Annotated in this window: 16 protein-coding genes; 14 read left to right on the top strand and 2 right to left on the bottom strand. The window is 56.8% G+C overall.

From position 1 onward, the window contains the following. Positions 1 to 174 precede the first annotated feature (174 nt). From nhaA to IF205_RS09860, 14 genes are all read left to right on the top strand, one after another. Positions 175 to 1,509 carry a Na+/H+ antiporter NhaA gene (gene nhaA, locus IF205_RS09925; protein WP_259783129.1) on the top strand — a complete coding sequence of 445 codons (1,335 nt, stop codon included), beginning with the start codon at positions 175 to 177 and terminating at the stop codon, positions 1,507 to 1,509. 314 nt (positions 1,510 to 1,823) lie between these two features. After that, positions 1,824 to 2,222: a hypothetical protein gene (locus IF205_RS09920; RefSeq protein ID WP_259783128.1), complete on the top strand. Its 399-nt coding sequence runs from the start codon at positions 1,824 to 1,826 to the stop codon at positions 2,220 to 2,222. A 276-nt stretch (positions 2,223 to 2,498) separates the two neighbouring features. Continuing rightward, positions 2,499 to 3,274 (top strand): IS5 family transposase gene (locus tag IF205_RS09915; protein WP_259779310.1). Its coding sequence is split into 2 segments (ribosomal slippage): positions 2,499 to 2,831 and positions 2,834 to 3,274, totalling 774 coding nucleotides; the frame shifts between segments, so codons are not numbered across the junction. Between the two features lie 461 nt (positions 3,275 to 3,735). Then, the gene (gene fliF, locus IF205_RS09910) at positions 3,736 to 5,391 is read left to right on the top strand and encodes a flagellar basal-body MS-ring/collar protein FliF (protein WP_259783127.1); all 1,656 of its coding nucleotides are present in this window, start codon (positions 3,736 to 3,738) and stop codon (positions 5,389 to 5,391) included. Between the two features lie 88 nt (positions 5,392 to 5,479). Continuing rightward, the gene (fliG, locus tag IF205_RS09905; protein ID WP_259783126.1) at positions 5,480 to 6,496 is read left to right on the top strand and encodes a flagellar motor switch protein FliG; all 1,017 of its coding nucleotides are present in this window, start codon (positions 5,480 to 5,482) and stop codon (positions 6,494 to 6,496) included. A 68-nt stretch (positions 6,497 to 6,564) separates the two neighbouring features. Next, positions 6,565 to 7,377: a FliH/SctL family protein gene (locus IF205_RS09900; RefSeq protein ID WP_259783125.1), complete on the top strand. Its 813-nt coding sequence runs from the start codon at positions 6,565 to 6,567 to the stop codon at positions 7,375 to 7,377. A gap of 15 nt (positions 7,378 to 7,392) precedes the next feature. After that, positions 7,393 to 7,788, top strand: coding sequence for a flagellar motor switch protein FliN (gene fliN, locus IF205_RS09895; RefSeq protein ID WP_259783124.1), 396 nt, complete (start codon positions 7,393 to 7,395; stop codon positions 7,786 to 7,788). A gap of 67 nt (positions 7,789 to 7,855) precedes the next feature. Then, positions 7,856 to 8,689, top strand: coding sequence for a motility protein A (locus IF205_RS09890; RefSeq protein ID WP_259783123.1), 834 nt, complete (start codon positions 7,856 to 7,858; stop codon positions 8,687 to 8,689). A gap of 44 nt (positions 8,690 to 8,733) precedes the next feature. Then, positions 8,734 to 10,137 (top strand): sigma-54-dependent transcriptional regulator FlbD, encoded by a 1,404-nt coding sequence (gene flbD, locus IF205_RS09885; protein ID WP_259783122.1) that lies wholly within the window; start codon positions 8,734 to 8,736, stop codon positions 10,135 to 10,137. Positions 10,138 to 10,195: 58 nt separating this feature from the next. After that, positions 10,196 to 12,316, top strand: coding sequence for a flagellar biosynthesis protein FlhA (flhA, locus tag IF205_RS09880; RefSeq protein ID WP_375542684.1), 2,121 nt, complete (start codon positions 10,196 to 10,198; stop codon positions 12,314 to 12,316). 43 nt (positions 12,317 to 12,359) lie between these two features. Beyond that, entirely contained in the window at positions 12,360 to 13,346 is a 987-nt protein-coding gene (locus IF205_RS09875; protein WP_259783121.1) for a flagellar biosynthesis protein FlhF, read from the top strand. A gap of 5 nt (positions 13,347 to 13,351) precedes the next feature. Continuing rightward, positions 13,352 to 14,122, top strand: a complete 771-nt coding sequence (locus tag IF205_RS09870; protein WP_259783120.1) for a MinD/ParA family protein — start codon at positions 13,352 to 13,354, stop codon at positions 14,120 to 14,122. Positions 14,123 to 14,192: 70 nt separating this feature from the next. Then, on the top strand, positions 14,193 to 16,532 hold the full coding sequence (locus IF205_RS09865; RefSeq protein ID WP_259783119.1) for a hypothetical protein: 2,340 nt from the start codon (positions 14,193 to 14,195) through the stop codon (positions 16,530 to 16,532). 2 nt (positions 16,533 to 16,534) lie between these two features. Then, positions 16,535 to 16,960: a hypothetical protein gene (locus IF205_RS09860; RefSeq protein WP_259783118.1), complete on the top strand. Its 426-nt coding sequence runs from the start codon at positions 16,535 to 16,537 to the stop codon at positions 16,958 to 16,960. Positions 16,961 to 17,058: 98 nt separating this feature from the next. Here the strand turns inward: IF205_RS09860 and aroC are convergent, their stop codons facing one another. Next, complete coding sequence (aroC, locus tag IF205_RS09855; protein ID WP_259783117.1) at positions 17,059 to 18,156, bottom strand: chorismate synthase; 1,098 nt, start codon at positions 18,154 to 18,156, stop codon at positions 17,059 to 17,061. A 75-nt stretch (positions 18,157 to 18,231) separates the two neighbouring features. Beyond that, positions 18,232 to 19,071: an enoyl-ACP reductase FabI gene (gene fabI, locus IF205_RS09850; RefSeq protein ID WP_259783116.1), complete on the bottom strand. Its 840-nt coding sequence runs from the start codon at positions 19,069 to 19,071 to the stop codon at positions 18,232 to 18,234. Between the last annotated feature and the right edge of the window lie 172 nt (positions 19,072 to 19,243).

Here is a 19,243-nt window from a genome sequence, read left to right as displayed (position 1 = left end):
ATTGCAGATGCTACCTTTGCCATCGTCCGCATTGTGAAAATGCGGCGATTGTGAATTGCCTTAAGGGTATTCTGACCAGCTTAGAATGCCGGTTGTATAACTGCATCATTAGTTATCTAGTCATATGTTGCTGCCCAATGCCAGTCACAAAGCTGAAATGGACAAACGCCAGCTATGGATAATCAAAGAGACGCTCATCTTCCTCAGGAAATAGCCGACTATGTCACCAAGCCAATTGGTCGCTTTCTGAAGGTTGAGGCTGCGGCGGGCGGATTGCTGTTTGTTTCCGCAGTCATGGCTTTGATCCTGGCCAATTCGGCCTGGTCCATTGGTTTCTTGGCGTTCTGGGAAATGCCAGTTGGATTTCGTATAGGACCACTGGAATTCGTTCGATCCCTGCGTCACTGGATCAACGACGGACTTATGACATTCTTCTTTTTCGTGATCTCTCTGGAACTAAAACGGGAGTTGGTTCTTGGTGAGTTGCGGAATGTAAGAGCCGCGGCACTTCCGCTGGCTGCGGCCGTGGGCGGCATGCTGATTCCGGCTTCCGTCTACCTGCTGGTAATGTTCGGCAAGCCGGGAGCGCATGCTTGGGGAACCGTGATGGCAACCGATACCGCCTTCGTGATTGGTTGCCTGGCGATATTCGGTTCGCGCATTCCTTCGCCCCTTCGACTGTTTTTGCTCTCGCTTGCCATATTCGATGACGTTGGAGCCATCCTGGTCGTTGCAATCGGATATGGTGGGCCGTTGGACTGGACAGCAGCAGGCTTCGGGGTTTTCGGGCTTGTTGTTGTCGCAGTCTTCGCGGGCCTCGGGGTCAGAAATATTCCAATCTACTTTCTTCTTGGAGGCCTGGTCTGGCTGTGTCTGGATGCTTCCGGAATTCACCCGACTATTGCCGGCGTAATGCTTGGTCTAATGACACCGACACGCGTGTGGGTGAACGATTTGCGTTTAAGGGCGATCCTTGGGCGCGTACTCGCCTATCCGGAAGGCGACCATTGGAGCGGAGACACGGCAGTTCGACGCGACCTAAGGCAAGCAGGCAAGGCGGTCGACGAATCTCTTTCGCCGGTTGAACGACTGGAAATGATGCTGCACCCATGGGTAGGGTTTGCGGTCATGCCGATCTTCGCCCTCGCCAATACCGGGGTTTTGATAACCAATGTGGACTTTGGGAATGAAATCTCGATCGCAATTTTTGTGGGGCTGGTCTTTGGGAAACCTATCGGTGTGTTGGGATTTTCATGGGTTGCTGTGCGATTGGGGTGGGCGGTTCTGAGCCCAGGGCTCACATGGTCGTTCATGGTGGCCGGTGCTTTCCTGACAGGCATCGGCTTTACCATGTCCCTATTCATTGCCGACCTTGCATTTGATGCGGCGTCGCTCGATGAAGCCAAGCTAGGGATACTTGCCGGATCGTGCATTTCGGCGTTGGTTGGAATTTCCGTGCTGTTCCGGCAGAGCGGAATATGGCTTGGCCCGCGGAGCACCAAAAAATAGCTCTTAATTTGACGCAAGCGGGCAGCGATCAGGCCCTTGTTCTCTCCCCCTGCATGTTTCAATGCGATTGTTATGCATTGCGCATACTGGAGCTTCAGTACCTTTTTGTTTCGTCGAACGTATATATTTTTAAACAATGTATTTTTTTTTAAAGCTAATTACTATTTTTGATATTGTAAAATAAAAATAGCAACCTATATAAATAATGTGAAACTTATCTCCTGCATTTTTACTTTAACAATTTTGAGACGAGAAAAGGGAACTATTCGGGGTGAGGCTCCTCCTCCTGACCTGAATCTCACTGGAGGCCTTTGATGACAATTCGTTCAAGTACAAGGACAATTACGTTTCTGAATCCGTTCATGATCGGTGATTGCGATGAGGTTCTGCCTGCTGGGACCTATACCATTGAAGTCGACGCCAGCCCGGAGCAAAGTGCAGCAAATCCCACGGGAAGGAAAAGTAGGAAGCTGATGGCGCTAATTCGTCTCCATGAGACGCCTGCGCATCGCGGTTTCACAAGGATTTTGGTAATTGATCCTGATGAATTGATAGCAGCCTGGGAGCGAGACAAGGCAAGCAGCAATGCTGCATTTGAACACGCGAATTTCAGGCAACGATTTAATAAACTTGTTCTGGTTGACGATACGGGCGCAAACCGCCGAGCAATCGAGCGCGCAGAAAACGAAGGGATGGTTCAACATTCGAAATAGTGTTTTCGACTTGGCGGGTCGTCGATTTTCTTGTTCCGAGTAAAATCAATAATATTGTGCCTCAATGGTTGAGGGTCGACCTCTTTGCAGGCTTTTTTTGTCCCGATGGTCGCAGCCTGCGCCATTGCAACAGCCGACCTCCTTCGGAGCCGTCCGCTTTGCACTTCCCCAATAAACCTGAAAGTCGAGGTTCCCTAGGCCGTAAACTCATAAACAGGATTCCCCTTTCGGTCTTGATGTGATTCATGTCTCTTGTTGCCGAACGAGGGAGTTTTCATGAGCCGCCGCCGCTACGAACTGACAGATTTCGAATGGTCGATTATCGCACCTTTGCTGCCGAACAAGCCGCGCGGGGTACCACGTGTCGATGACCGGCGGGTGCTGAACGGCATTCTGTGGCGGTTCCGGGCAGGCACGCCTTGGGCGGAGATACCGGAGCGTTACGGCCCCCATACGACCTGCTACAATCGCTTCGTCCGCTGGCGCAAGGCCGGGGTATGGGATCGGCTTTTGGAGGCAATCTCAGCGGCTTACGACAGCGACATCGTCATGATCGACAGTAGTTGCGTCCGGGTCCATCAGCATGGTGCGACCGGTAAAAAGGGGGATCTGACGATGGCTGCATGGGCCGTTCCCGGGGTGGACTGACGACCAAGATCCATGCCCTTGTCGACGCTGAAGGTCGGCCGGTGAAACTGGCCCTCACGCCGGGGCAAGCTCATGACGGCCGATCAGCGGAGGGCCTGCTCAAAGACTTGAAGGAGGGGGCCATCCTGCTGGCCGACCGGGCCTATGACAGTGACGCCATCCGCGCCCTTGCCGACGCGCGCAAGGCCTGGGCCAATATTCCGCCAAAACGGAACCGCAAAAAGACCTTCGCCTTCTCAAGCTGGGTCTATCGCCAGCGCAACCTCGTCGAGCGCTTCTTCAACAAGCTCAAGCAATTCCGGGGCATCGCCACGCGATACGACCGTAACCCAGAGAATTTCCTGGCTGCCGTCAAGCTCGCTTCATGCCGCATCTGGATCAGAAGTTATGAGTCTGCGGCCTAGCAGAAATTCGGTCTGTAAATACAGACGGCCAGAATTGGCAGAGATCAGCAGCTATTCTCCATATCCCTCAAGGGCTTAGAACGGGCCCCGCAGAAGCGCAGCGAAATGGCCCTTTGGCCTTGGATGTTCTACTGTCCGGGTTTTACATTCCCAAAGCGCCATTTTTCTTAATTGTATTGGATTTTATTTAATATCCTGATCGTCAGGAAAGGCAAAAGCTGTACTTTTTCTAGTTTTTTGCATAGGCTAGGCAAAATTTGCCCAGTTTTCTCTTCATTATTACTCGAATCCAGTTTATACTGCGCTCGTGAAATAATGGATAAAACTGGATTCCAGCCGAATCGGTTGGAGTACGGAATACAACCCTGGCACTTTGAAACTGGCGATCAAGGGGAGATGTCGCAGGCAGTATTGCCAAGCGGCCGGGCCGTTTCGAAGATTATGGTGAGAGAGGCAGAACCGTGGAAGGCTTGACACAGTTCGTTCGGGATTTGGGGCCGGCGCGTCTCGGTGTAATTGGCGGGGTTACCGTCCTTGTTCTTGGTTTCGTTATTTTCATGACGACCCAGGTCGGGGCACCGAACATGTCCCTGCTCTACTCCAATCTCGAGCCTGCAGATTCCAATCAGATTTCCAACCAGCTTGCCATTGACGGCATCCCCTTTGAAATCCGCAACAACGGCAAAGAAATCCTGGTGCCCGACGAACAGGTCGGCGCGGCGCGCCTAAAGCTGGCTGAACAGGGGTTGAGCGGCTCCGTTGTCGGTTACGAAATCTTCGACAAGGAAGAAACGCTTGGAACGTCCAGCTTCCTTCAGGAGGTCAACAAGACGCGCGCCCTGGAAGGGGAATTGTCGCGGACGATCTCCTCGATCAAATCGGTCAAGGCAGCCCGCGTGCATCTGGTCATGCCACGCCGGGAACTTTTCAGCCGCGATGTCCAGGAGCCCAGCGCGTCGATCATTTTGAAGATGCGCGGAACAAGCCGTCTCGACCGCTCCCAGGTTCTGGCGATCCAGCATCTGGTGGCCACCGCCGTGCCCCGGCTGAAACCAACCAATATATCCATCGTCGATGACCGTGGCACATTGCTGCACAAGGGTGGTGAGGACGGTCAGGCCGGCGTCGAAACTGCAGATATGCGCAACCAGTACGAACAACGTGTCCAGCGCGACGTTCAGGACCTGCTGGAACGCACTCTTGGCTTTGGCAAGGTCCGTGTCGAAGTCCGCGCAGAAATGGACTTTACCCAGCGCGTCATCAACGAAGAGACCTTTGACCCCGACGGTCAGGTTCTCCGCTCGTCTGAATCCATCGAAGAGAGCAGCGCCTCCAACGAAGCAGGCGATTCAACGGTATCGGTATCCAACAACCTGCCAAACGCCCCCGGCGCAGACACCGCCGGCGGCACTCAGGAAAGCACCGCACGCACCGAAGAACGCAGCAATTTCGAGATTTCCCGCACCCGTACGAATATCGTTCGTGCCCCGGGTGAAGTAACAAAACTATCCGTCGCCGTCCTGGTGGATGGCCGTTACAACCGCACTCCCCCGGCCGATGGCGAGGGCAAGGGCGAGTTGGTCTACGAGGCACGTTCCGACGAAGAGATGCAGCAGATCGAGGCCCTGGTGAAATCCGCGATCGGCTATGACTCCCAGCGTGGTGACCAGGTTGAAATCGTAAACATGCAGTTTGCCGAACCTCTTCTGGCCGATGTCGAGGAAGAGAAGACCTACTTTGGCCTCAGTGCCCAGGACATCAAGGAACTGGCGAAATACCTGATGCTGCTCCTGCTGGCGGTTCTCATCGTCCTTCTCATCATTCGCCCGCTGCTGAACCGCTTCATGGAAGCAGGGACGCCGTCACCGGAAGGCGAGGAAGAACTGGCCCTGCTGACCGACCAGAGCATGGGGGCAACCGCCGCATTGGCCGGTGCGCCCGGCACGGCAGTCGCCCGGGTTGAGGAAGGCGAAGAAGAAGAATCAATGATCGACATTGCCCAGATCGAAGGCAAGGTGAAGGCCTCCACGATGCGCAAGATCGGCGAGATCATTGACAAACATCCGGAAGAAGCCGTTTCCATCATTCGAAACTGGATGTACCAGGATGTATCGTAACAGCTTGCCTGGATTGCAGGAATCGGGCCCTATTGGGATATGTAAAGTTTTGTTTTGTCGTTCAATTCTAGGTAGTTGTGAGTGATCCATGCGTGTTAGGGAGGATTTTCGCAGCCTGACCGGCCCGGAAAAGGCCGCCATCATGGTACTCGCGATGGGCGAGGAAAACGCCATCAAGCTGTTCAGTGTCATGGATGATGAAGAGATCCGTGAACTGTCCCAGACCATGGCGAACCTTGGCACGATCAGCTCCAACCTTGTCGAACGCCTGTTCGTGGAATTCGCTGAACAGCTCTCTTCCACCGGCAGTCTGGTCGGCTCCTATGAAAGCACAGAACGCCTGCTCAACAAGGTGCTCGACCCGGATCGCGTCGGGCAGATCATGGAGGAAATCCGTGGTCCCGCCGGGCGTACCATGTGGGACAAGCTGGCCAATGTGAACGAGGTGGTTCTGGCCAACTATCTCAAGAACGAATACCCGCAGACCGTGGCTGTCGTGCTGTCGAAGATCAAAGGTGATCATGCGTCCCGCGTTCTGGCCTCGCTGCCTGAAAGCTTCGCCATGGAAGTGATCATGCGAATGCTTCGTATGGAGGCCGTTCAAAAAGAGGTTCTGGACGATGTTGAACGGACGTTGCGCAATGAGTTCATGACCAACCTTGCGCGCACGGCCCGCCGCGATGCGCATGAAATGATGGCCGAAATCTTCAACAGTCTGGACCGCAACACAGAAAACCGCTTCATGACCCTTCTGGAGGAACGAAACAGGGATTCCGCCGAACGGATCAAGGCCCTGATGTTTACCTTCGAAGACCTCCAGAAACTGGACCCCAGCGGCGTCCAGACACTGTTGCGGGCCGTCGACAAAGACAAATTGGGCATTGCGCTCAAAGGGGCGTCGGAACAAATCAAGGAACTGTTCTTCGGCAATATGTCCGAACGTGCGGCGAAAATCCTCAAGGAAGACATGGCGGCACTGGGCCCTGTTCGTTTGCGTGATGTGGACGACGCGCAGATGGAAATGGTCAACCAGGCCAAGGACCTCGCCGCCAAGGGTGAAATTGTCATCTCCGAGGGCAGCGCCGAAGACGAACTGATTTACTAGGCTGGGACTACGTATCTGCGTGACCCAAAAACGATTGGAAAAATGTGACCGAAATGGCAACTGGCGCCATGAAATATAAACCCTTCAAGTTCGAGCGATCCTTCGACACGGATTCCGCGGCGACACAGCGTCGTAAGGATAAGGAAACCGAAGCAGAACTGCAGCGCCAGGCAGAAGCCGCACTGGAGGAGGAACTGCCTCCCCCACCGCCCACATTCAGCGAAGAAGAATTGCAGGCGGCAAAGGCAATTGCCTTCGAAGAGGGACATGCCGCAGGCCTGTCCCAGGCGAAGCAGGAACTTGAAAACCACGTTGTGGCGGCTCTTCACACGATCACAGGCCAGTTGGCGGTGCTGCACGACCGGCAGGCCCTGGCAAATGAGGTGACCGCTGCGGAACTGGCAAAAATCACACGCGAGATGATTGCCAAACTGCTGCCTTATTACACGGAAAAACACGGCGCAGATGAAATCGCTTCCCTGGTCAAAACCTGCCTGGAACCTCTTGAAGATACAGGTCGTGTAACAATCAAGGTGAGCCCCGACATTCAGGAAGCCATGAAGCCCCGTCTTGAACAGGCCAAGGTGGAATCCGGCTTTCGTGGCGAACTTGTCGTCCTCGCCGATGCATCGCTGGGCCCGGCCGATGTCCAGATTGACTGGGGCCAGGGCGGCGCAGAACGCAATACTGAAAAGACCTGGCGGTATATAGACGAGGCTGTCGGCCACGCGCTGTCGCAGGGTGACGCCCATGCTGGCGAATTGGCCGCCCCCCCTGCCCCGGATATGCAGGCAAACACCTTGCCGACAGCCGGGGCACAGGACAATGAATTGGAGCCGTCGCCGGAAGACGATGATCTTCAGGCACCGGAACAAGAGTGAGTTTAGGAGACGTCGATGGCACAAGACGACGAAAACGGCGAAGTGACTGAAGGCGAAGACGCCCAGGACGAAAACTTCTCCCTTGAGGAACTGGAAACCGGTGACATTGGCGGAGAGCCCCTGGACCCGCGCGCAGCCGAACTGGTCGTTCCCACCGGCGCACGAGACCTTGAGGCCGTCTATGAAATTCCGGTCCAGGTGGCGGCGGTATTGGGCAAATCCCACATGCAGGTCAGCCAGCTTTTGAAGCTCGGACGCGGCGCAGTTGTCGAGCTGGACCGGAAGGTCGGCGAGGCTATTGATATCTATGTCAACAACCGCCTGGTGGCACGCGGCGAGGTCGTCGTCGTGGACGACAAGCTGGGCGTGACGATGACGGAAATCATCAAGTCGGATAAATCAACGACCTAACGGTTTGGGGGCAATGGGCCAGAGGGAGATATTTCCCACGGCCATAGCGAGGCAACGGAGCAGGGGAATGGCAACAGATACCGAAACCGGCGAAGAACAAAAACCGCTGACGCAGCCAAGGACGCGCTATTCGTTCGACTTGGCGACGGTTCTGGGTATCAGCGGCGCGGCCCTGCTTATCATGACGGCCATTTTTCTTGGCGGATCGCCGGGAGCATTTTTCGACATGCCCTCCGTGCTGATTGTGATTGGCGGCACCTTTGGCGTTACAACCGCCTGTTTTTCGCTGGGGGATATGATGACGGCAGCATCGACTGTCGGGCGCACCGTGTTCCGCAGCCAGAAGAACCCTCAGCAGGCCGCCCTGCAACTGCTGCAGCTGGCACAAATTGCCCGCTATCGCGGGGTGCTGTCCCTTCAGAACTACATTACAGCCGTGGAAAAACAGCCGATGCTGGCACAGGGGCTGAACATGGCCGTGGATGGCGCAACCGGTGACGAAATCGAACGAATTCTACAGCGTGAAGTGCAGGCCACCGCAGAGCGGCACAGCCGATCCGTCAGTGTTTTGCGCAAGGCCGCCGATATTGCCCCGGCAATGGGATTAATCGGGACGCTTGTCGGCCTTGTGCAGATGCTGGGCAACCTGGAAGATCCGTCCACAATCGGCCCCAGCATGGCTGTTGCGCTGCTGACGACCTTCTACGGTGCCATTCTTGCCAATGTAGTGTTCACACCATTGGCATCAAAAATGGAGCGCATGGCCTCCGAAGAGATGCTGTTGAACCATCTCTACGTGATGTCCTCCTCTTCCATCGGGCGACAGGAAAATCCCCGCCGCCTGGAAATGTTGTTGAATACCGTCTTACCACCTGCCTTCCGGGTGGATTACTTCGGTTAATCGAGACCTGAAGGGTTCGGTTAATCGTCTTAAGGGAATAAGAAATGCGACTGTTGATCATCGGAACACTGGAAGGCCATATGACCGCGGCCGGGCAAATTGCGCTCAAACGAGGGGCAAAGGTCGCCAGTGCTGACAGCCTGGATGCCGCCCTGACCAACCTGCGCTCCGGCCAGGGGGCAGACCTGATCATGATTGATGTCAGGATGAATATCGGCACATTGGTCGCCCAGTTGGAACAGGAACGGATTCACGTGCCTGTTGTGGCCTGCGGGATCGAAGGAACCTCCGCCGACGCAGCCGCCAAAGCCATCAAGGAAGGCGCGCAGGAATATATCCCGCTGCCGCCGGACCCGGACCTGATTGCTGCGGTTCTGGAAGCAGTTGTCCAGGAAGACAATGCCATTATCCATCGCGATCCGGCGACAAAGCAGGTTCTCAGCCTGGCGGACCAGATCGCACCATCCGATGCCTCCGTCCTTATCACCGGGGAATCCGGGACCGGTAAGGAGGTCATGGCCCGTTATCTTCATATGAAGAGCCGACGGGCAACAGGGCCCTTTGTCGCGGTGAACTGTGCGGCGATCCCCGAAAACCTTCTGGAATCGGAACTTTTCGGCCATGAGAAAGGTGCCTTCTCCGGTGCCATCGCGCGCCGTATCGGTAAGTTCGAAGAGGCCAATGAAGGCACGTTGCTGCTGGACGAGATCAGCGAGATGGACCTGCGCCTGCAGGCCAAACTGCTGCGCGCCATTCAGGAACGGGAAATCGATCGGGTCGGCGGCAGCAAGCCGGTGAAGGTCAATGTCCGCATCCTCGCCACCTCCAACCGGAATATGGACGAGGCGATCAAGGACGGTAAGTTCCGCGAAGACCTGTATTTCCGTCTGAATGTGGTCAACATCCAATTACCGTCGCTCAAGGAGCGTCCGCAGGATATTGCCCTTCTGGCTGATCATTTTACCAAGAAATATGCAGAATTGAATGGCGTGGCGGAGCGCCCCCTGACCAAGGCGGCCATTGCCAAACTGGAGACGCATCCCTGGCCTGGGAACGTCCGTGAACTGGAGAACACGATGCATCGTGCGATCCTGTTGGCCCATGGCGACGAAATCGGTGAGGAGGCAATCCTGCTGACCGGTGCGCCGACGACGGCCAGCAGCCAGTCCGCCCCCCCTGCCGAGACCTCTGTTCCGCAACCGGCAACAGCCGATGCCGGCAGCGTAGGTCATGTGGATGATGCCGGTGAGGAAGATGATCAGAACTTCGTTGGCCGCACCGTGGCCGATGTGGAACGGCAGCTCATTATTGACACGCTCGACCATTGTTTCGGCAACCGGACACATGCCGCCAATATTCTCGGTATTTCGATCCGGACCCTGCGCAACAAGCTGAAACAATATTCGGACGACGGTTTCGCCATTCCGGAACCCGGAGCCGGACAGTGACCTTTACCTCAAACGTCGCGTGCCGTCGTTACCAAGTACAGTAGGAAAGCGGACCTGAATGGCAGATACAGGACCAGCCCAGACAACAGATGCAGGTACGGGCACGAGCCCGATGGACCGCCTGCGCGGTCTGTTGAAGCAGAAGGATTTTCTGCTGCCGATCGGCATTGTGCTGATCATGGCAGTTCTGCTGATCCCCATGCCGACCTGGCTGTTGGACTTCTCGCTGTCCATCTCCATCACATTCTCGGTCATCATCCTGATGACGGTTATTTTCGTCCAATCGCCGCTGGAACTGACGTCTTTCCCGACGATCCTGCTGATTGCGACAATGTTGCGACTGGCGCTGAACGTAGCCTCCACCCGGCTGATCCTGTCGCAGGGGCATACGGGGACGGAGGCAGCCGGTCGTGTGATTGAGGCCTTCGGCACCTTCATCGTTGCCGGTAACTATGTCATCGGTATCATCGTCTTCGGCATTCTGGTCATCATCAACTTCGTCGTGATTACAAAAGGTGCGGGCCGTATCGCAGAAGTCGCCGCCCGTTTCACCCTGGACGCCATGCCCGGTAAGCAGATGGCGATCGACGCAGATATGTCATCGGGCCTGATCACCGAGGACGAGGCCCGGACCAGACGCGCAGACCTCAACCTGGAAAGCTCCTTCTACGGGGCCATGGACGGTGCCTCCAAATTCGTTCGCGGCGATGCTGTCGCGGGCCTGATGATCACTTTCATCAACGTCATCGGCGGCATTATCATCGGCGTGGCACAACGCGGCATGCCCATTTCTGAAGCGGCCCAGAACTATACCCTGCTGACTGTCGGGGATGGTCTGGTCAGTCAGATTCCGGCCCTTGTCGTCTCAACGGGGGCGGGCCTTCTGGTCACCAAAGCCGGTGTTCCTGGCGCCACCGACAAGGCCGTCTTCGGCCAGTTGAGCGGCTATCCCGGCGCCCTGATCGTTGCGGCTGGCCTGTTAACACTGATGGCCGTCATCCCGAACCTGCCAGCCTGGCCGTTCCTGCTGATGGCGGCCGGTTGCGGTGGCGGCGCTTACTATATCCGCCGCAGGACGGCGGCTGAGGAACTGGCGTCGCAATTGGCGGCACAGGCAGAAGAAGAAGGCCCCGAGGCCCCGACGGAAGAGCCGATTTCATCGGCTTTGCAGATAGACCTTGTCCGTCTGGAGCTTGGCTATGGTCTGCTACCGCTGTTGAATGCGGGCCAGGAACATCGCCTGACGGACCAGATCAAGGCACTCCGCCGACAGCTTGCAGGCGACATGGGCTTTGTCATGCCTGCCGTTCGCATTCAGGACAACCTGCAGCTTCCCGCCAATACCTACGTCCTTCGTATCAAGGAAATCGAGGCAGGCCGCGGGGATTTGCGGCCCAATATGCTTATGGTGATGGACCCGCGCGGGGAACAGATCACCCTGCCCGGCGAAGCCACCGTCGAGCCGACTTTCGGGCTGCCAGCCGTCTGGATTCAGGAATCGCAACGTGAAGAGGCGACCTTCCGCGGTTATACCGTTGTTGACCCGTCCACGATCATCACCACTCATCTGACAGAAATCATCAAGGACAATATGTCCGAGCTTCTGTCCTATGCGGAATGCCAGAAATTGCTGGATGAGTTGCCACAATCCCAACAGAAGCTGGTGGAAGATATCGTCCCCAATCAGGTTGGCCTGGGTTCTTTGCAGCGTGTTCTGCAAAACCTGTTGTCAGAACGTGTCTCTATCCGTGACCTGCCGACGATCCTGGAAGGCATGGCCGAAGCCACCGGCTATACCCGGAACCTGACGCAGATTACAGAGCATGTGCGTGGCCGACTTGCCCGGCAGCTATCAGATGCCAATACCAACGACGAGGGCATCATTCCGCTGGTCACGCTGACGCCGGAGTGGGAGCAGTCCTTCATGGAATCAATTGTCGGAGATGGCGAGGAACGCCAGCTTGCTATGGCTCCCAGCCAGCTTCAGGACTTTATCACGAAAGTCCGGGCAGTTTTCGAACGTCAGGCCATGGCCGGAGAAACGCCGGTCCTGCTGGTCGGCCCCACCATCCGCCCATTCGTCCGGTCTGTGATTGAACGTTTCCGTCCGGTGACGGTGGTCATGTCACAAAATGAAATTCACCCGAAGGCACGGATCAAAACCGTGGAGCAGGTCTGACCGTGACGCCGCGAATGGAGACACATAACAAGGGATCACGTTCATGCGGCTGAAATCCTTTCATGGACAAACCCTGTCCGAGGCAATGGCCCAGGTCCGTGAGCAACTGGGCCCGGATGCCATTATTGTCGCCACACAGGAGGCAGATGGCGCCGCCGGTGCCCGCGTCACCGCCGCCATCGATGAAGAGGAGCACGACCTGCCCGAGCAGGGGGGTGACCTCCCGCTGGAAAAGCAGGAACAGCTTACCATTTACCTCGACCGGCATGGTGTCCCTCGCTGGCTGGGTGACAGGATCGTGGAAACCGCAAGCGGCGGTCCCGATGAAACGGTCGAGGAGGCGTTGAAGCGTGCGCTGGACCAGTTGTTTTCCTTCTCCCCGCTTCCCTTGGGCAAGGGCAAACGTCCGATCATGCTGATCGGCCCGCCGGGCACGGGAAAAACCGTAACCTGTGCCAAGCTGGCCGCCCGGCAAATCCTGGACGGGAAAAAAGCCGTTCTGATCGCAGCCGACCCGGTGCGGCTGACAGCAACCGATCAATTGGCCGCCTATGCCGAACGGCTGGGCGTGCCAATGTTTGAAGCGCCAACGGCGGAAGCCCTGCGCGACGCGCTGAGCCGATGTCACGACCAGGAAGCCGTTTTCATTGATACGCCGGGCACCAACCCTTTCAATCTGGAAGAACTTGCCTATCTGGTTGAGATAGCCGAAGCCAGTCGTGCCGCCCCCGTTCTGGTCCTCAATGCGGGTCGTGACGCAGACGAAACCATAGATATCGCCAGAGCCTTTCGCCCTGTGGGTCCGAAACACCTCTTGTCGACGGGGCTGGATATCACACACCGGCTTGGGTCGTTACTGTCTGTAGCCTATGGAGCAGAACTGGCTTTTTGCGATCACAGCGCGACCCCGAATATCGCCAATGGGCTGACAGCAACGACATCCGACCATCTGGCACAACGTTTGATTGCCTTGGGCAATACCCTGGAGGAGGCGAAGCCTCTATCCCTGAGCGATGATAGCGAGGCATAATCCCTATGGCTGCTACTGAACAGACTTACAAGATCGACGGACGGAAATTTGTGGCCGTCGCCTCCGGTAAAGGCGGCGTCGGCAAGACCTGGTTTGCCATCACCCTGGCCCAGGCGCTGGCGATGAGTGGCAAGAAGGTCCTGCTTTTTGACGGCGACCTGGGACTGGCTAACGTGGATATCCAACTCGGCCTGATGCCGGACCGTGATCTTGGGGCCGTTCTGACCGGCCAGATCACCCTGCATCAGGCGGTTACATCCTACAAGGATGGCCGGTTTGATATTATTGCAGGCCGTTCCGGCACAGGTTCGCTCGCACGCCTGCCCACGCCGCGCCTGATGCGACTGATGACGCAACTGTCCGACCTGTCAAAAGACTATGATGCCGTGATCATGGACCTGGGCGCCGGGGTAGACAGCACCGTGCAGACACTGGCGGCACAGGCCAGTCAAAGCCTTCTGATCGTAACGGATGAACCAACCTCCCTGACCGATGCCTATGCCTTCATCAAGCTTACCCGCAAACAGCATCCGGACAGTGAGGTCCAGATTGTCGTTAATGCCGCTGAAAGCAAAGAGGCAGGCCGCCGGACGTACGAAACCCTGGCCAAGGTTTGTCGGAACTTTCTCAAATTCGAACCGCCGCTTTTGGGCGTTGTGCGCCAGGACCGCAAGGTGCGGGATGCCATCCGGTCACAAATCCCGTTGCTAACGCGATCGCCTAATGCCGAAGCCGCCGATGACGTCGATGAAATCGCGCGGGCATTGAAGGTATAAAGTCGCCGATTTCTGCAAGCTTTTCTGTGATACAATCCCGCAACGGCACGATTCTTGATTGTTGTGGGATATGGAAACACTGCATCCGTCCCCGTCGGGGAAAACACAGGCTGGTTCAAGAGCGCCCCTCCCCGGAGGAGGCAACGGCACTGTTGTACAGGCATCGGAGGATGCGGCGCGGGCCCTGCAATCGGGCAAGACGTTGGAAGGCCGCGTGACCGAACAGCCCCAACAGGGCCGCGTCACAGTTGAAACCGCACAAGGTAAGGTCACAGTAGAAACCAAAGTCCCCTTACAAAAAGGGGCGACGATCACCGTCGCAGCCAAGGGCAACGGCGTGACGGATCAGGTTCGCGTCACCCCAAAGGCTCCCCCACCACTGCCGCCTGCAACAACGGCCAAACCGGTCCAGCTTCCGCCACAGGTCAGCAGGAGCCTATCCAGCGGTCAGGCTGTGCAGGCACAGGTTGTTAGAACGAACATTCAGGGGCAAGTCACATTACAGACCCCGGAAGGTCGCCCCCTCATCCTTGAAACGCAGGCCCCGCTGCCCAAAGGCACGACCGTCACCCTGACGCAATCCGGCGAAGGAGCCTCGGCACAAATCCGCGTGCAACCGCATCCGCCTGCCGCACAACCAACATCTGCACCGCCCTCACCGCCGCCCAGCGTAACGGCCAAACCGATCCAGCTTCCACCGCAGGTCAGCACGAGCCTGTCCAGCGGTCAGGCGGTGCAGGCACAGGTCAGTGGCCCGAATTCCGCAAGCCAGACTGTCTTGCAAACAGCCCAAGGCGATATCACGTTAGATACCCAACTCAGCCTGCCGAAAGGCACACCAGTCGTCGTGACGCAAACCGGCGGAGGATCAAAACCGGTGGTTACCATTCAGCCACAAACACCTGCACAGCCCAGCAGTTCGTCAAACGCACCAACGACAGGGGCACAAACCGCTACCACGACACAATTGCCAACACAGGCATCAGCGGTTCTTTCAACAGGCCAGAGCATTCAGGCGCAGGTAATCGGGAAAACACCTCAGGGACAGATAACCCTGCAAACGCCGCAGGGGCAAATCACCGTCACATCCCCCCAAAGCCTGGCAACGGGAACAACGGTCACCATCAGTCTGGCCGCCACCAACGGCACAACAACAACCCTGTATCTTCAACCGGAAGCATCACCGCCGCTGGCAGGCGATGCAGCAACGGTGCTGACAAAATTTACCCTTGGCACAAAGTTTTCCGCGACGATCCTGACCCCGCAGGCCGGAAAGTTTTTTGCCGCCCAATCGGGAGCAAGCGGAACCGCCCCTTCAACGGCGCCCAACCCCGCCACGAATGCAGCGGCACAGCAAACGCCGCCAGTGGCACAAGGCACAACGCCTGCACCTGCCGCCACGCCGTCGGTGGCACCATCAGCGCAGGCGGGGCAGCCGGTTCAAACCGTCCAACCGCAAGCCGGGTCGCAGGCACCACAGTTACCACCAGGGCACAGCCTGCCTGTCCGCCTGATCGGCATACAGTTGCCGGGCACAACACCGATAACCCTGTCAGAAAGCATGCCCATAGGGCAGACGGTCCTTTCCGGCACCGTAACCGCATCCGCCAATGGCCAGACAACGGTTCAGACGGCCCAAGGCACAATATCTCTGCCGACCGCCCAAAACCTGCCGGTGGGCACTAGCCTGCAACTGGCGGCACTGGGAGAGGCAACACCGCTGCCCGACCTGCCGGGCCTGTCGGGGCTGATCTCTCCCGAACGCTGGCAGGCGTTGAGTGAGGCCATGTCGTTGCTGCAATCCGGAAATCCCGGCGCGGCCCAAAATCTGGCCCAGCTTATCCCGCAAAACACACCCCAACTGGGCAGCGCCCTTCTCTTCCTGTTCAGCGCCCTGCGTATCGGATCGGTCGAAAAATGGACCGGCAAGGATATCCTGCGTTCACTGGAACATATTCGCGCGGGCAGCAGCACCAAGTTAAGCGACAGCATCCACGCTGCGCAGACACGCGCAATCGATTCGTCCGGGCAGGACTGGAAGATTTTCCATATGCCTTTCATGTCGGACAGCGAGCTGGACGAATTGCGCCTGTATCTTCGCGACAAAGAAGAGGAAGACCGGAAGAAAGACAAGCAGGAAGGCGACGACAAACGATTTGTCATAGAAGCGAATTTCTCCCGCCTTGGCCCTATCCAACTGGATGGTTACAGCCGCAAAAAACAGTTTGATCTCATGATCCGCACCCATGACGCCCTCCCCGACGGCATGCGTGACGAGATCCGTCAATTATTCGCCAATGTTGTTTCCGCTCTTGGCATTTCCGGCACAGTCGGCTTTCATGTGACTGAAAAGTTTGAAATTTCCGTAGAAGAACTGGCCGACAGCCATAGAGGGGGAGTAACGGTTTAGCCATGATCGAGACGACGAACGGCGGTGAGGCGGAACATCTGGATGATCCGGACAAATTCACCAGACGGTCTAAACTGGAGACAGTCGCCAACCCCAATGCCGGTATTGATTATCTTTGCAGCCTGAGCGCCCACGCGCAGGACGACCGTGCAATCATCCATATCCGCTATGTACCAGATAAACTTTTGCTGCCGACCCAATCCTTTGGCCAATACCTGCACGATTTGCACCTTGCGGCAGAAACCTCACTGGAGGAACTGGCTTTGACCATCCTGGACGACATCAACAATGAGGTTGTCCCCCGATGGGTCCAGATTCGTGTGGATGCGGACGAGAAAAGCCTGGATCGCGGTCACCGCACGTTGATCGAAGACCGCCAGCCGCGCTGGGATAACAAGGCCCTGCTCGCCCGTGTGGAGCTTTTCTGAAGACAGGAACACGGCATATAAAAAGGCCTGTGCCGAAGCGGCCAGGCCTTTTTTGTGACCAGAAAATCAATGATCGCGACAATGAGGTCGTTACGGGATTACTCCCAGTCTTCGCCACATTGCGCACGGTGACGCAGCAGATGGTCCAGCAGGACACAGGCCATCATCGCCTCGCCTACCGGAACCCCACGGATTCCAACGCAAGGGTCGTGGCGGCCCTTGGTCAGGATTTCCGTCTCATTCCCGTCAACATCCACGGTCTGGCGCGGCGTCAGGATGGAACTGGTCGGCTTCACAGCAAAGCGTGCCACGATATCCTGGCCAGTTGAAATCCCGCCCAGAATTCCGCCTGCCTTGTTGGACAGGAAATTCGGGTCTTCGTCATTGCCGGCCCGCATCTGATCGGCATTTTCCTCGCCGGACAACGCCGCTGCGTCAAAACCGGCACCGATCTCAACCGCCTTCACGGCATTGATGGACATGAGGGCCTTGGCGATATCGGCGTCCAGCTTGTCATAGACAGGCGCCCCCAGTCCTACCGGGACACGGGAGGCGTGGACTTCGATCACGGCCCCACAACTCGACCCCGCCTTGCGTACGGAATCCAGATATTCCGTCCAGTCTTCGGCAGCTTTCGCATCCGGGCACCAGAAGGGGTTATTGTGGATTTCGGACCAATCCCAGTTATCCCGGTTCAACTTGTGCGGACCTACCTGCACAAGCGCACCACGAATCTGAACACCGCCATCCACCAGACAATCAAGCACCCGGCGTGCAACAGCACCCGCGGCAACCCGCATTGCGGTTTCACGTGCAGAGGACCGTCCGCCACCGCGATAGTCGCGGATGCCGTATTTCCGCCAATAGGTATAATCTGCGTGACCGGGGCGGAACTTGTCCTTGATATCCCCATAGTCCTTGGAGCGTTGATCGGTGTTTTCGATCAAAAGTCCGATCGGCGTCCCCGTCGTCACCCCTTCAAATACACCGGAGAGGATTTTAACCTGATCCGGCTCACGACGCTGTGTCGTAAAGCGCGACTGCCCCGGTTTCCGCTGATCCAGATATGTCTGGATATCCTCTTCGGACAGCGGCACCAACGGCGGCACACCGTCAATCACACAGCCGATGGCCGGGCCATGGCTTTCGCCGAAAGTGGTGAAACGGAAACTATGTCCAAAACCGTTACCGGACATGGGGCAATCCTTTACTGGACCTGTTGCGAGGTCTGCGGCGCGTTAGGGCTGGACGGTCAGGGGTAAGCCCGAGGCCTACCCTTTCCCTTTCAAACTGGCGAGCAGTTCAGACGCTTCTTCCGCCGCGTCAATGCCGACCATGCCGACCGTGTGATAACCACAGTCCACGTGATGAACCTCACCGGTAACACCGGCGCCCAGATCGGACAGCAGATACAGGCCAGCGCCGCCAACCTCGTCGATCGTCACATTGCGTTTCAGCGGTGCGTTCAGTTCGTTCCATTTCAGGATATAGCGGAAGTCGCCAATGCCGCTGGCCGCAAGGGTCTTGATCGGACCTGCGGAAATCGCATTCACGCGGACGCCCTTGTTGCCCAGGTCAACCGCCAGGTAACGCACGCTTGCTTCCAGCGCCGCCTTGGCCACGCCCATAACGTTATAATGCGGCATAACGCGTTCCGCACCATAATAGGTGAGCGTTACGATCGAGCCGCCTTCATTCATCAACGGGGCCGCACGCTGTGCCAGGGCCGTCAGGGAATAGCAGGAAATATCCATGGACTTCAGGAAGTTATCCCGGGAAGTCGCAAGATACTGGCCTTTCAGTTCATCCTTGTCGGAATAGGCAATGGCATGGACCATGAAATCCAGGCTGCCCCATTCCTCTTCAATGGTCTTGAAGACGGCATCCATGCTGGTTTCGTCGGTTACGTCACACGGCATAACCAGGTTGGAGCCAACCTGTTCAGCCAACGGGCGGACGCGTTTTTCCAACGCTTCACCCTGAAAAGTGAAGGCCAACTCCGCGCCTTGTTCATGCACGGCTTTCGCGATGCCCCAGGCGATGGATTTATCGTTTGCCACCCCAAGAATGATGCCGCGTTTTCCGGCCATCAGACGCGCAGAATTATTCATTCTAACCCCTAGATTATGTACTGCGGGACAAAAAGGTTCAGCATCATACGCTGTTTCACAGATTCGTCAAAGGATGCCGAACAGGTCTTATGTATTCCGGGAATGCACGCTACAATAGGTGCAAGGAATTGAACGGGTTATGAGATGTCTGAAGCCAAAAAACAACAGGAAA

Source organism: Aestuariispira ectoiniformans (genome assembly GCF_025136295.1).
In the GTDB taxonomy this organism is placed as follows: domain Bacteria; phylum Pseudomonadota; class Alphaproteobacteria; order UBA8366; family Aestuariispiraceae; genus Aestuariispira_A; species Aestuariispira_A ectoiniformans.
This window is presented reverse-complemented; position numbering and strand designations above follow the sequence as displayed.

Bases quoted from the DNA above. Each gene is read 5' to 3' on its own strand.
- flbD (WP_259783122.1), top strand. From the start codon at position 8,734: ATGCGACTGTTGATCATCGGAACACTGGAAGGCCATATGACCGCGGCC.
- flhA (WP_375542684.1), top strand. From the start codon at position 10,196: ATGGCAGATACAGGACCAGCCCAGACAACAGATGCAGGTACGGGCACG.
- aroC (WP_259783117.1), bottom strand. From the start codon at position 18,156: ATGTCCGGTAACGGTTTTGGACATAGTTTCCGTTTCACCACTTTCGGC.
- fliN (WP_259783124.1), top strand. From the start codon at position 7,393: ATGGCACAAGACGACGAAAACGGCGAAGTGACTGAAGGCGAAGACGCC.
- fabI (WP_259783116.1), bottom strand. From the start codon at position 19,071: ATGAATAATTCTGCGCGTCTGATGGCCGGAAAACGCGGCATCATTCTT.
- IF205_RS09875 (WP_259783121.1), top strand. From the start codon at position 12,360: ATGCGGCTGAAATCCTTTCATGGACAAACCCTGTCCGAGGCAATGGCC.
- IF205_RS09865 (WP_259783119.1), top strand. From the start codon at position 14,193: ATGGAAACACTGCATCCGTCCCCGTCGGGGAAAACACAGGCTGGTTCA.
- fliG (WP_259783126.1), top strand. From the start codon at position 5,480: ATGCGTGTTAGGGAGGATTTTCGCAGCCTGACCGGCCCGGAAAAGGCC.
- IF205_RS09860 (WP_259783118.1), top strand. From the start codon at position 16,535: ATGATCGAGACGACGAACGGCGGTGAGGCGGAACATCTGGATGATCCG.
- IF205_RS09870 (WP_259783120.1), top strand. From the start codon at position 13,352: ATGGCTGCTACTGAACAGACTTACAAGATCGACGGACGGAAATTTGTG.
- IF205_RS09920 (WP_259783128.1), top strand. From the start codon at position 1,824: ATGACAATTCGTTCAAGTACAAGGACAATTACGTTTCTGAATCCGTTC.
- IF205_RS09890 (WP_259783123.1), top strand. From the start codon at position 7,856: ATGGCAACAGATACCGAAACCGGCGAAGAACAAAAACCGCTGACGCAG.
- IF205_RS09900 (WP_259783125.1), top strand. From the start codon at position 6,565: ATGAAATATAAACCCTTCAAGTTCGAGCGATCCTTCGACACGGATTCC.
- nhaA (WP_259783129.1), top strand. From the start codon at position 175: ATGGATAATCAAAGAGACGCTCATCTTCCTCAGGAAATAGCCGACTAT.